General features: G+C 65.0%; 13 protein-coding genes and 1 tRNA gene. 9 read left to right on the top strand and 5 right to left on the bottom strand.

Going from position 1 to position 12980, the window contains the following annotated elements:
* Position 1: 1 nt before the first annotated feature.
* The 8 genes from art_RS08310 (at position 2) to art_RS08275 (ending at position 7399) form a co-directional block, all read left to right on the top strand.
* Positions 2-979, top strand: coding sequence for an electron transfer flavoprotein subunit alpha/FixB family protein (locus art_RS08310; protein WP_038463943.1), 978 nt, complete (start codon positions 2-4; stop codon positions 977-979).
* A 211-nt stretch (positions 980-1190) separates the two neighbouring features.
* The gene (locus tag art_RS08305) at positions 1191-2144 is read left to right on the top strand and encodes a cytochrome b/b6 domain-containing protein (protein ID WP_038463940.1); all 954 of its coding nucleotides are present in this window, start codon (positions 1191-1193) and stop codon (positions 2142-2144) included.
* A gap of 102 nt (positions 2145-2246) precedes the next feature.
* Positions 2247-3383: an acyl-CoA dehydrogenase family protein gene (locus tag art_RS08300; RefSeq protein WP_038463937.1), complete on the top strand. Its 1137-nt coding sequence runs from the start codon at positions 2247-2249 to the stop codon at positions 3381-3383.
* An 18-nt stretch (positions 3384-3401) separates the two neighbouring features.
* Positions 3402-4460 carry an enoyl-CoA hydratase/isomerase family protein gene (locus tag art_RS08295; protein WP_038463935.1) on the top strand — a complete coding sequence of 353 codons (1059 nt, stop codon included), beginning with the start codon at positions 3402-3404 and terminating at the stop codon, positions 4458-4460.
* 35 nt (positions 4461-4495) lie between these two features.
* Positions 4496-5464, top strand: a complete 969-nt coding sequence (gene mmsB, locus art_RS08290) for a 3-hydroxyisobutyrate dehydrogenase (RefSeq protein WP_082000536.1) — start codon at positions 4496-4498, stop codon at positions 5462-5464.
* A gap of 97 nt (positions 5465-5561) precedes the next feature.
* Complete coding sequence (locus art_RS08285) at positions 5562-6338, top strand: enoyl-CoA hydratase (RefSeq protein ID WP_038463932.1); 777 nt, start codon at positions 5562-5564, stop codon at positions 6336-6338.
* Between the two features lie 162 nt (positions 6339-6500).
* Positions 6501-6577, top strand: a tRNA-Met gene (locus art_RS08280).
* Between the two features lie 243 nt (positions 6578-6820).
* On the top strand, positions 6821-7399 hold the full coding sequence (locus art_RS08275; protein ID WP_253901524.1) for a DUF6434 domain-containing protein: 579 nt from the start codon (positions 6821-6823) through the stop codon (positions 7397-7399).
* Between the two features lie 126 nt (positions 7400-7525).
* On the opposite strand, the gene art_RS08270 is transcribed toward art_RS08275, so the two are convergent.
* The 4 genes from art_RS08270 to art_RS08255 form a co-directional block, all read right to left on the bottom strand.
* Entirely contained in the window at positions 7526-8599 is a 1074-nt protein-coding gene (locus tag art_RS08270; protein ID WP_038463926.1) for a sulfate/molybdate ABC transporter ATP-binding protein, read from the bottom strand.
* Positions 8596-9444 (bottom strand): ABC transporter permease, encoded by an 849-nt coding sequence (locus art_RS08265; protein ID WP_052136141.1) that lies wholly within the window; start codon positions 9442-9444, stop codon positions 8596-8598. Before art_RS08265 ends, art_RS08270 begins: the two co-directional genes overlap by 4 nt.
* Positions 9445-9547: 103 nt before the next feature.
* On the bottom strand, positions 9548-10393 hold the full coding sequence (modA, locus tag art_RS08260; RefSeq protein WP_082000189.1) for a molybdate ABC transporter substrate-binding protein: 846 nt from the start codon (positions 10391-10393) through the stop codon (positions 9548-9550).
* The gene (locus tag art_RS08255; RefSeq protein WP_038463923.1) at positions 10390-10800 is read right to left on the bottom strand and encodes a molybdopterin-binding protein; all 411 of its coding nucleotides are present in this window, start codon (positions 10798-10800) and stop codon (positions 10390-10392) included. The genes modA and art_RS08255 overlap by 4 nt, the downstream gene beginning before the upstream one ends.
* A gap of 252 nt (positions 10801-11052) precedes the next feature.
* On the opposite strand from art_RS08255, the gene art_RS08250 reads away from it, so the two are divergent.
* Complete coding sequence (locus art_RS08250; protein WP_038463920.1) at positions 11053-11904, top strand: aldo/keto reductase; 852 nt, start codon at positions 11053-11055, stop codon at positions 11902-11904.
* A 176-nt stretch (positions 11905-12080) separates the two neighbouring features.
* On the opposite strand, the gene art_RS08245 is transcribed toward art_RS08250, so the two are convergent.
* Entirely contained in the window at positions 12081-12857 is a 777-nt protein-coding gene (locus tag art_RS08245; protein ID WP_038463917.1) for a PspA/IM30 family protein, read from the bottom strand.
* Positions 12858-12980: the final 123 nt, after the last annotated feature.

Below are 12980 nucleotides of genomic sequence, written 5' to 3'. Positions count from 1 at the left end.
CATGGCAAATATTCTGACTCTTATTGAATTGACCCACGCCGGTGCGGTTGCTGCTTCCGCCAAGGGCTTGCTGGCTGCGGCAGCCTCCCTCGGAACGCCCGTCGCCGTGGTCGCCAGCGATCAGGAACTGAGCCCGGAAACGACAGTGCAGTTGGGGATGGCTGGTGCGGGCGTGATCTACCTCGGACTGGGTGCCCAGGCCGTTTCGGTGCTGACCGGCCCAAGCGTCGAGGCCCTGGAGGCCGCGGTTGCTGCCTACGAACCGTCCGCCGTTCTGGTGGCCAACTCCGTTGACGGCCGCGAGGTTGCGGCCCGGCTTTCAGTCCGCGTGGGTGGTGCCATGCTCAACGACGCCGTCTCCGTGCGGTTGGACGGCGGGCGCGTTGTGGCCGGCCACTCCATCTTCGGCGGTGCCTATGACGTGGAATCCGCTGTGGAGGGCGGCCTGCCCATCATTACCGTGCGCCAGGGGGCCATCGACGGCGCGCCCGCAAACGACGGGGGCGGCGCCGTGGAAATCATCACCGTCCCACTGTCGGGCACGGTCCCCGGCGCACAGGTCACGGCCGTCAATGATGCTCCTGCCACCCACAGCCGTCCGGAACTGCGCACCGCCAAGACAGTTGTCTCCGGCGGACGTGGCCTGGGCTCCAAGGAAAACTTCGTCCTGGTGGAACAGTTGGCGGACGCCCTCGGGGCAGCCATCGGCGCCTCCCGTGCCGCCGTCGATGCCGGATATGTGGACCAGCACGCGCAGGTGGGCCAGACAGGCGTCAGCGTCTCCCCGCAGCTGTACATTGCGCTTGGCATTTCCGGAGCCATCCAGCACCGCGCCGGCATGCAGACCGCCAAGACCATCGTGGCCATCAACAAGGACGGGGATTCGCCCATCTTTGATGTGGCCGACTTCGGCATTGTGGGCGACGTGTTCACGGTGGTGCCGCAGCTCATCGAAGCCCTCGCCGCCCGCGCCCAATAACCAGCCAAGGCGCCTCCCGTGGCAAGCGAGCCAAGGCGGCGCCGCGCACGGCTCCCGGCATGGCGCCTCGCCAAGCGTCCGGTGTGTGGCCCTCAATGACGGACAATGGATGGAAACACACCCAAAGCTGTTACAAATAGAGACTGTTGCAAAGCGGTGGCACCACCGCAAGGCCGCTTCCCACGGAAGTACGCGAAAGAGGTTTTAGACCATGTCGACCCCCAAGACCAAGCAGGCCGCCGGCATCGCCGAGCGTTGGAACGGCCTCGGCCTGTGGGCCAAAATCGGCGTGTCCGCGGGCGCCCTGATCCTACTCCTAGCGGTTGCGGTCCTGGTGGCGCGCTGGTTCACCGGCCTCGCCCCAATACAGGACTTCATGAAAACCTACCCCGGCCAGTCGGAACTGCCCGCCGGCGCCCCCGTGGGGCTGCCCGCCTGGCTGGGCTGGCAGCACTTTTTGAACATGTTCTTCCTCCTCCTGATCATCCGCTCCGGCTGGGCGGTCCGCACCACCAAGCGCCCCGCCGCCCACTGGATCCGCAACAACAAGGGCGTCATCAAGACCAGGAACGCCCCCACCAAGATCAGCCTGGACCTCTGGTTCCACCTCACCCTCGACGCCCTCTGGGTGCTCAACGGCGCCATCTTCATCGTGGTCCTGTTCTTCACGGGCCAGTGGATGCGCATCGTGCCCACCAGCTGGGACGTGTTCCCCAACGCGATCTCCGCCGGCCTGCAATACCTCTCCCTCGACTGGCCCACTGACGACGGCTGGGTCAATTACAACGGCCTGCAGCTGCTGACGTACTTCATCACCGTCTTCATCGCCGCACCCCTGGCCATCGCCACCGGGCTGCGCATGTCCGGCGCCTGGCCCAAAAACGCCACCACGCTGAACAAGATCTACCCCATCACCGCGGCCCGCGCCCTGCACTTCCCCGTCATGCTCTACTTCGTGGGCTTCATCGTCATCCACGTAACCCTGGTGCTGGCCACCGGCGCGTTGCGCAACCTGAACCACATGTACGCCTCCTCCAACGAGGTGAACTGGTGGGGCTTCGGCATCTTCGCCGCATCCCTGGTGGTCATGGCCGGCGCCTGGTTCCTGGCCCAGCCGCTCTTCCTGCGCCCCGTCGCGTCCCTGATGGGCAAGGTCACCAAATAAAGTACGACGGCGGACCCCTCACCCACGTGGGTCCGCTGGCAAAGAGATGGCCACCTGCCATCTCACCACTGACGCCGCAACGACGCGGTAGAAGGAGCCACTATGAACCAGTCATCTCCCGAGCAGGAGGCAATGGTGGAAATGGTGCGCGATTTTGCCGCCACGGCCCTGGCGCCCCATACCGCGGAATGGGACGAGAACAAGCACTTCCCGGTGGACGTGCTGGCCGAGGCCGGTGCCCTGGGCATGGGCGGGATCTATGTGGGGGAGGAGCATGGCGGCTCCGGGTTGAGCCGGGCCGACGCCGTGCTGATCTTCGAGGAATTGGCCGCCGTGGACCCCACCATCGCCGCCTACATCTCGATTCACAACATGGTGGCCTGGATGATCGACGCCTTCGGCAACGACGAACAGCGCAGTAAATGGTTGCCCGGCATCACGGCCATGACGGAGCTGACCAGCTACTGCCTGTCCGAGCCGGGGGTGGGTTCCGACGCCGCCGCCATCACCACCCGCGCCGTCCGCGACGGGGACGACTACATCCTCAACGGCACGAAGCAGTTCATCTCGGGGGCAGGCTCGTCAGCCTGGTATTTAGTGATGGTCCGCACGGCCGACCTGGGCGCTCGGGGGATTACCGCCGTCGTGGTTCCCCATGACGCGGCAGGGCTCAGCTTCGGCGCCAACGAAAAGAAGATGGGCTGGCGCGCCCAGCCCACCCGCCAGGTGGTGATGGAGAACGTGCGGATCCCCGTGGCCAACCGGTTGGGCGAAGAGGGCGACGGTTTCGGCATCGCCATGAAGGGCCTCAACGGCGGGCGCGTGAACATTGGAGCCTGCTCACTGGGCGGTGGCCGGGCGGCGCTGGAACAGTCCATCGCGTACCTGAAGGAACGGCAGGCGTTTGGCGGGCCGCTGATCGACAAGCAGCACCTGCTTTTCGCCATCGCCGAAATGGACACCGACCTCGAGGTCTCCCGAACCATGCTCATGCGCGCCGCCCACGCCCTGGACGCTGGCGCCCCGGACACCGTCAAGCTGTGTGCCATGGCCAAGCTGGTCGCCACGGATGCCGGCTTTGACGTGGCCAACCGGGCCCTGCAACTGCATGGCGGCTACGGCTACCTCAGCGAGTACGGCCTGGAGAAGCTGGTCCGGGACCTGCGCGTGCACCAAATTCTTGAAGGCAGCAATGAAATCATGCGCTTGATCATTGGCCGTCTGGCCGTGGAGCGCTAAGAAGTGGAGGATGGGTCTATGGAAAACAACGACGTTCTCGTGCAGCGCACCGGAGCTTTGGGGCAGCTGATTCTGAACCGGCCCAAGGCCATCAACGCGCTGAACCACGGCATGATCCTGGCCATTGCGGCGGCGCTGGATGAGTGGGAGACGGACGACGCCGTTGCAACAGTTCTCATCTCGGGTTCCGGTGAGCGGGGGCTGTGTGCAGGCGGGGACATCGTCTCCATTTACCACGACGCGCGCACCGGCGGAGATTCCAGCGAGCAATTCTGGCGCGACGAATACCACCTCAACGCCCGCATCGCCCGCTACCCCAAACCCATCGTCACGCTCATGGACGGGGTGGTGCTGGGTGGCGGCGTGGGCATTTCCGCGCACGCCTCGCACCGGATCGTGACCGAACGCTCCCGGATCGGCATGCCCGAAACAGGTATCGGCTTCGTCCCTGACGTGGGTGGCACCTACCTGCTCTCCCGCGCGCCGGGGGAGTTGGGCACCCATGCCGGACTGACCGGGGGCATGGTCAGCGGCGCCGACGCCATTGCCATGGGCCTGGCCAGCCACTATGTCGACTCCGCCAAGCTGCCCACGCTTGTGGCCGAGCTGGCCGTGCGCAACGCAAGCTCCGCCGTCGGACGTTTGGGGCAGGCGGCGCCGGATTCCGAACTGGCCAAGGCGCGCTGGTGGATTGATGAGTGCTACGCCCCGGACGACGCCGGAACCATCCTTGGGCGGCTGGCCCGCGTTGGGGACCCCGCGGCCACGGCGGCTGCGGAGACCATTGCGGCCAAGTCGCCAACGGCGGTGACCGTGACCCTTGCCGCGCTGCGGCGGGCGCGGGCGCTGGGTTCGCTGGAATCCGTGCTGAACCAGGAGCTGCGGGTGTCGCTGCGGGCCCTGGCCTGGCCGGACTTTGCCGAGGGCATCCGGGCGCAGCTCGTCGACAAGGATAGGAACCCTGCGTGGTTGCCTGCGTCTTTGGCGGCTGTTTCGCCGGCGGTGGTTGAGGCTGCGTTTGCGGATTTGGGTGCGCGGGAGCTGGGGCTGTCCGCACCAGTTGAGGAAACGGTTTAAAAGCAGTTTTAGTTCGATGTGAAGGGAAGATGGCCATGAGCAATGAAGCGTCTGAACGCACTGAAACGAAGGCGGCCGAACAGAAGGCTGCTGCAACGAAGGTCGCCTTCATCGGGCTGGGGCACATGGGAGGCCCCATGGCGGCGAACCTGGTCGCCGCAGGGTATCCCGTCACAGGTTTCGACGTGGTGCCAGCGGCGCTGGAGGCGGCAGCTGAGGCCGGTGTGGTGGTGGCGGACTCCGCGGCTGCCGCGGCGGCCGGGGCCGACGTCATCATCACCATGCTGCCGGCCGGCAAACACGTCTTTGCTGCCTTTGAAGGCGAAGGGCCGGGCGGGGGACTGCTGGGGGCAGCCAAGCCGGGGGCCCTGTTCCTGGAATGCTCCACGATCTCCGTGGAGGACGCCCGCACAGCCCACGAGATAGTGGTGGCCGGCGGGCACAGGGGGCTGGACGCTCCCGTGTCCGGTGGAGTCATGGGTGCCGAGGCCGGCACACTGACGTTCATGGTGGGCGGTTCTGAGGACGACTTTGCCACGGCAGGACCCCTCTTCGAAGTCATGGGCAGGCGCATTGTGCTGTGTGGCGGGCCCGGAGCCGGACAGGCTGCCAAGGTCTGCAACAACATGATTCTGGGCGTGTCCATGATCGCCGTCAGCGAGGCTTTTGTCCTGGGCGAAAAGCTTGGACTGACACACCAGGCCCTCTACGACGTTGCAGCCAACGCCTCGGGCCAGTGCTGGTCGCTGACCACCAACTGCCCCGTCCCTGGCCCCGTTCCCACCAGCCCCGCCAACCGCGACTACCAGCCCGGATTTGCCGGGGCGCTGATGGCCAAGGACCTGGGTCTGGCCGTCGAGGCGCTCAACGCAACCGGTGTGGACGCCGTGCTGGGCCGCTCGGCCGAGGAGATCTTCCGCGAGTTCTCCCTGCATGGCGGTTCCGGGACAGACTTCTCCGGCATCATCAACACCATCAGGGCGGCTTCCCAGGGCGGTGCCTGAGCGTTGTGCGCCGGACGGCCCCGTGACGCCTGGACTACCCCACCGCTTTGCCTTCTTGAATTTATCTGAACCGATAGCACCGAACGGAACTTTTTACATGAACCAGTACTCCCAGATCCTGACCGAACAACACGGCCGGGTGGGCCTGATTACGCTCAACCGCCCCGAAGCCTTGAACGCACTGAGCGACGCGATGGGCCGGGAAATTCTTGCCGCGGCCACCGCGTACGACGCCGACCCCTCCGTGGGTGCCATCGTCATCACCGGCACCTCCCGTGCTTTTGCAGCCGGCGCGGACATCAAGGAGATGGCGGCGAAATCCTCGGTGGAGATGTACCAGGCCAACTGGTTCTCCGTATGGGACGAGCTGGCCCGCGTCCGCACGCCCATGATCGCCGCCGTGGCCGGGCACGCCCTGGGCGGCGGCTGCGAGCTGGCCATGATTGCCGACTTCATCATCGCCGCCGACAACGCCAAGTTCGGCCAGCCCGAAATCAAGCTCGGCGTCATCCCCGGCATGGGCGGCTCGCAGCGGCTGACCCGCGCCATCGGCAAGGCCAAGGCCATGGAAATGGTGCTGACCGGCCGGGTCATGGGGGCGGAGGAGGCAGAGCAGGCAGGGCTCGTGGCCCGCGTGGTGCCCGTTGATTCCCTGCTGGAGGAGGCACTTGCCACGGCCGCCACAATCGCGACCATGTCAAAGCCGGTGGCCATGATCGCCAAAGAAGCGGTCAATGCCGCGTTTGAAACCACCTTGGCCGAAGGCGTCCGGGTGGAACGCCGCTCGATCTTCGCCTGCTTCGCCACGGAGGACCAAAAGGAAGGCATGGCGGCATTCATGGAAAAGCGCCCGGCAGTCTTCAACCACCGCTGACGCCGACTCCTCCAGACCCAGACGCGGCAGCACCTTCCGGGCTTTTTCTCCGAACGCGGCAGCACCTTCCGGGCTTTCACCAACGCACACTCACCGGTTGAGGGGGGTGGAGGGCCCTCGAGTTGGTGATTCCGACAAACGCATGTACTGTTGAGGACGCAACGCGGGGTGGAGCAGTTCGGTAGCTCGCCGGGCTCATAACCCGGAGGTCACAGGTTCAAATCCTGTCCCCGCAACCAGATGAGGAAAACCCTCGGCCAGACGGCCGGGGGTTTTTCGTTTCCCAGGCCAAAAACTGGAGCTCAGGCGAGGGTTAGCGATTGGCAGCACGACCCGCCGCGCCGCCGAGTTCTGACACCGTTCCCGCTTTCTGACACCGTTCCTGCTTTCTGATACCGGGATCCGGGCATCAGAAAGCGGGAACGGTGTCATTTGTCGGTCGCGATTGTTCATTGATGGAGAGGAGCGGCCAGAATTGTTCCATGCTTAAGAGACTTCAAGAGATGCCCGCCACCGACCAGCCACAGCGTCCGGCCCTCGCCTCCTCGATGACTGCGGCTGAGTTTTCCCGCTGGTACTGGCTGAAAACCGAACTGGCAGACTTTGCCCGCAGCCAGGGACTCTCTGCAAGTGGCGGCAAAGAGCAGATCACCGAGCGGATCTCAGCGATGCTGGACGGAAGGCTCCAGCCTTCCCTTCCGGCGGAGAAGCGGTCAACGAAGCAGCTTGCCGGACCCCTGACTGTGGACACGACGGTCCCGAAGGGCCAACGCTGCAGCCAGCTCCTGCGGGCCTGGTTCACGGAGCAACTAGGACCGGGTTTCCATTTCGATGCTCACATGCGCGACTTTTTTGCCGCCGGCGACGGTACAGCAACGCTGGCCGACGCCCTGACGCACTGGCATGAAACTCGCAATGCTGCTGTACCTGAAATTGGCCGACAGTTTGAACTCAATCAGTTCACCCGCACCTGGTTTGCCGAGCATCCCGCTGGTACCCGCGAGCAAATGCACGCCGCGTGGCAGGTCCACCGATCCCTGCCGGTGGATCTGCGTCCCTGAATACCCCTATGGCCCAGGTCTGCCTCAGCCGCTGCAGGAGCGTTGCCCAAAATCGCCCCAGATCTGCAGGAGCGTCGGCAAAAACACCCCCGTATCTGCAGGAGCGTCGGTAGGAGGGCCGGAGGATTACGCCGGGTAGAGGGCCACTTCTGCTGCCTTGACCACGAAGAAGACTTCGGTCCCTGGCTCCACCTTGAGCTCTGCCACCGCGGCCGCTGAGACGTCCGCTGCCAGGGCACCGGCCCGGATCCGGATATGCCCGCCCTGCGGTTCCAGCTCGGTCACAGTCACGTTGAAGCAGTTGCGCGGGCTTCCCGCAGGCGGCGCCAAAAACACCGACACGGCCGACGGCGGGAACGCGGCCATGCCTTCCGGCCCACCACTTGCGTCGTCCCCCAGCGAGCCAGCACCCAAGCCGCCGACAGGCTGGCCGGTGACCAATCCGCCGTCGGACATTGAAAGGGTGGAGCCGGAGAGGACACCGGAGATGACGTTCAGACCGGCCAGCGATGCTGCGAAGGCGCTGCGCGGATGGGCGAGCACGGCGGCGGTGGGACCGGATTCCACGATCCGCCCGCCGTCCATGACGATGATGCGGTCGGCGAGCATGAGCGCGTCGAGGACGTCGTGCGTGACGATGATGGCGCGGCGCCCGGCCAACACCCGCTTGAGCAGGCTGCGCAGGAACGGGGTGCTGTTGACATCCAGCGCGGCCATGGGCTCGTCGAGCAGCAGCAGCTCGGGGTCGGTGGCGAGCGCCCGGGCCAGGGCCACCCGCTGTGCCTGCCCGCCGGAGAGTTCTGAGGGCAGCCTGCGGGACAGTTCGACGGCGTCCACCTCACCCAGCCAGCGGCGGGCGACCTCGTGGCTTTCCCGCTTTCCGGCACCCTGGCTGCGCGGTCCGAACGCCACATTGTCCAATACATTCAGGTGGGGGAAGAGCAGCGGTTCCTGCGCCAAAACGCCCACGCCTCGTTCATGCGGGGGCAGCCAGACACTGCCGGGGTTGAACTGGAACAGTAAGCGCCCGTCCAGCGTCGCGCTGCCGGAATCGGGTTTGAGCAGGCCGGCCAGCATCTGGATGACCGACGACTTTCCCGCGCCGTTGGGCCCCATGACGGCCACGGTTTCGGAAGAGCCCACGGTCAGGGCAAGCTCCACATTCCGGGCGGCCAGCACCGCGTTCAAGGAAAGGGTCATGAGGTACGCCCCCGTCCCGCGACTAAAGAACGCAGCGGGGATTTGGGTGCCCGATACGTCACAGCCACGACAATGACCGCCACGGCAATCAGCAGGAAGGAAAGGGCAACGGCGGCGTCGGGATCGGTTTCGCGCTGCAGGTAAATCTCCAGCGGCAGGGTGCGGGTCACGCCCTGCAGGCTGCCGGCAAAGGTCAGGGTTGCGCCAAATTCGCCCAGGCTGCGGGCGAAGGACAGCACCGCCCCGGAGATCAGGCCGGGCAGCACCAGCGGCAGGGTGATCCGCCGCAACACCGTGCCCGGCCGGGCACCGAGCGTGGCGGCCACAGTCTCATATTTTTGTCCGGCGGTGCGCAGTGTTCCCTCCAGGCTGAGGACCAGAAACGGCAGGGCCACAAAGGTCTGCGCCATGATGACGGCAGTGGTGGAAAAGGCAATGCTGATGCCCGCCAGTTGCAGCGAACTGCCAAGCAGTCCCTGCCGCCCAAACGTGTACAGCAGCGCCAGGCCGCCCACCACGGGGGGCACCACCAGCGGCAGCAGGATCAGGGCCCGCAGGATGCGTTGGCCAAAGAACTGGGCACGGGCCAGCACCAGTGCCAGCGGCACACCGAAAATGATGCACAACGCGGTGCTCGCGGCCGCGGTTTTCAGGCTCAACAGCAGCGCCGCAACGGAGGAGTCCGAGGTGATCAGCGGCCAAAAATGTGCCCAATTGACCCGTGCCACCATGCCCGCAAGCGGCAGCAGGATAAACAGCGCACCCAAGGCTGCAACGGCGAAAATCCATGCCGGGACTCCTGTGTACTGCCATGCGCGACGGCGCGTCCCCCCGCCGGCGCGCATCCCTCCCGGGGTGCCGGGAACGGAGGCAGGGGCTCCGGCGGTGCCGGGTTTGCCGGGTGCGGCACCTGGGTGGGCCGGGCCGCCGTCGTGCTTCCCGGGGAGACTAGGGGGTGCCAAAGCCGGCGTCCGAGAGAACCTTTTGGCCCTCGGCCCCTGTCACCAAGTCAATGAACCCCTGGGCCAGCTCCGGCACCTTGGAGGTGTTGACGGCGGCGATGGGGTACAGGTTCACTGTGGGCTTGTCCAGATTGAGCGGGATGCTCTCAACCTTGTCTCCGGCGGTCTTGGCGTCGGTGACATAGACCAGTCCGGCGTCGGCCTCGCCCGCGGTGACCTTGCCCAGAACACTGGTGACGTTCAGTTCCTCGCTGACGGGGGCCAAAGTGAGGCCCGCGGCCTTTGCATCAGACTGGCTGGCGGCCCCGCACGGCACCTGCGCGGCGCAGATCACCAGCTTGACGCCGGACTGGGCCGCATCGGCAAAGGAGGTGATGTTGGCGGGGTTGTCCGGCGGCACCACCAACGTTAAAACGTTGCTGGCAAAATCAACGGGGGAGCCTATGACCAGTTTGGCGTCGCTGAGTTTGCTCATGTTGGCCTGGTCGGCGGAGGCGAAGACGTCGGCGGGGGCGCCCTCCTGGATCTGGGTGACCAGGGTGGAGGAGCCGTCAAAGCTCAACGAGACCTTCGCTTGCGGGTTTGCGGCCTCGAACTGGGAGGCCAGCTCGGTGAAGGTCTGTTTCAAGGACGCCGCCGCGTACACGTTGAGTGTGCCGGACAGTTTTGCAGGTGCGCCGGAGGAGGACGACGGCGTTTGGCCGGCGCCGGGTGCGTTGTCGCCGGCGGGCGCACACGCGGCAAGGCCCAATACCAGCATGGCGCCAACCGTGCCCGTGACGCCTAGGCGCCGGGAGGCCCTGCCAGTGAAGAATTCAATAAGCGTTGTCATGATTGGTTTCCCTTTGCAGGCACTTCGATGATGACATTGGTTGACTTCACCACGGCCGTGGCAACGGATCCCGGCTCCAGGCCCAGGTCGCGGACAGCCTCGCTGCTCATGAGTGAGACCACCCGGAACGGCCCGCATTGCATCTCCACCTGGGCCATGACCTTGTCCATGACAATGTTGGTTACCAGACCCACCATGCGGTTCCGCGCGGAGCTGCCGACGCCGGCGGGATCGTTGGGCAGCTGTGACTGCTTCTTGGCCAGGGCAGCCAGCTCGACGCCGTCCACCACCATGCGGCCCTGCTGGTCCTTTGCGCCGTGGAGCGTGCCGTTCTCCAGCCACCGGCGCACGGTGTCATCGCTGACGCCAAGAAAGCGAGCCGCCTCTGAAACGCGAATCTGTGTCATAACACCGACTATAGACGCAGGTGCGAAACAATATCCAACATTGATCCGCAAATGAGACACTGCTCAGCCGGCCGGAGGTGGTTCCTGCAGCGTCCCTTACTGTGCGGTCAGTCGCTGCGAGAGCGCCAGGTGCTCCGGATTCACCACTGGGCCCGCCGCGATGTCCCAGGCCTGCGATCGGGCCTAGGCTGGTGGCAGCCGCCTGTCGCGGCCCAATGCAATGAGTCCAGGCAATGAAAGGAAAGAATCTTCATGACTGACACAGGTGCTGCATCCGCAGCCGTTCCGGAACTGCAGTTGAACAACGGAGTTACGATTCCGCAGCTCGGCTTCGGCGTCTTCCAGATCCCGCCGGAGGAAACCCGGGTGGCCGTGGGCCAGGCGCTCGAGGCAGGTTATCGGCACATCGACACGGCCGCGGCCTACCGCAACGAGTCAGGCGTGGGAGCTGCGCTGGCCGAATCCGGGCTGTCCCGAGACGATGTTTTCATCACGACCAAGCTGCGCAATGGCGAACAGGGCAGCCCGCGTGCCGCCTTTGAGGCCAGCCGCAAGGCGCTGGGCGTGGAACGGATTGACCTGTACCTGATCCACTGGCCCGTCCCGTCGCAGGGGTTGTTCACGCAGGCGTGGGCGGAACTAGAGGCGTTGTATGCAGAGGGAATGGTGCGTGCCATTGGGGTGTCCAACTTCCTGCCGGACCACCTCGATGAGCTGTTGGGCGGAGCCGCCGTGGTCCCTGCCGTCAACCAGATCGAGCTGCATCCCTCCTTCCAGCAGGGCGGGCTGGCGCAGAAGTGCCGCAGCCACGGCATTGCCGTGCAGGCCTACAGCCCCCTGGGCCAGGGCAGAGACCTGGTCAGCGGTGTCCTGGCCGAGATTGCGCAGGCCCACGGTGCCACACCGGCCCAAGTGGTCCTGGCCTGGCACCTGGGAACGGGGAACATTGTCATCCCCAAGACCGTGACGCCTGCGCGCATGGCCGAAAACCTGGCGGCGGCAAAGATCAGGCTCAGCGACGCCGAGCTTGAACTGATCTCCGGACTGGAAACAGGCGGCCGCATCGGCGCCGACCCCGCCGTGGCGGCGTTCACGCAAATGTAGTGCCCGGAGGGGCACAGTGCCCGGAGGGGCACGGCACCCGGCAGCCCGCCCGGAATCCGGGCTCTACGCAGCCGCACACCATAAAGCAGCCGCACACCATAAACCCGAACGCAAAAAAAGCGGCCCCGGACAAAAATCCGGGGCCGCTCAGCACCAACAAATCGGGTGCCTGCTGTTTACAGCTTGTCGAAGTCGGCTTCATCCACGGTCGTGCCGGCGTTCAGCGCGGCCGGAGCAGCGGAGCCGCCAGCCTTCAGCGCGGCCAGGCGGGCCTCGATCTCGGTCTGCTCGCCGAGGTCCTCAAGGGAGTTGAATTGTGCATCCAGACTGGAGGCGGCAAGTTCGTTCTGGCCGCGAACCTTGGCTTCTTCGCGGCGGATCTTCTCTTCGAAGCGGCTGACCTCGCTGGTGGGGTCCATGATGTCGATGCTCTTGAGTGAGTCGTGAACCTGAGACTGTGCGGCAGCCGTCTTGGAACGCGCGATCAATTCATTGCGCTTGCTCGCGAGCTCGGCGAGCTTGCCGTTCATCTGCTGCAGCCCGGTCTTGAGCTTCTCAACCACCTCGGTCTGCGCCGCAATGTTGGGCTGTGACGAGCTGGCCTCGCTTTCCGCAGACATCTGGCGCTGCAGTGCGACCTTGGCAAGATTGTCGAACTTCTGCGCGTCGGCAGCATTGCCGGCAGCGCGGAACTCATCGGCCTTGCGGCTGGCAGCCAGTGCCTTGTTGCCCCAGTCGGAAGCGGCCTTGACATCCTCGTTGTAGTCATCTTCAAGCATGCGCAGGTTGCCGATTGTCTGGGCGACGGCTGTCTCGGCTTCGGTGATGTTCGCCTTGTAATCACGAACCATCTGGTCGAGCATTTTCTGAGGATCTTCGGCAGAATCCAGCAACGAGTTGATATTTGCCTTCGCCAACTGAGCGATCCGGCCGAAAATTGACTGCTTTGCCATTACTTTTCCCCTTTATTGGATGTATCAAACAAAATTCCAAGTCGGCTGCGCACATACTCCTGCAGCAATTTGAGTCTAAAGGACGTTCTGCCATTCTTGCCGAAAATTACCAGACGGGGCAAG

Origin of the sequence: Arthrobacter sp. PAMC 25486 (assembly GCF_000785535.1) — a bacterium.
In the GTDB taxonomy this organism is placed as follows: Bacteria; Actinomycetota; Actinomycetes; order Actinomycetales; family Micrococcaceae; genus Specibacter.
Note: the sequence above shows the minus strand (reverse complement) of the source record. Positions and strands in the feature narration are given on the sequence as shown.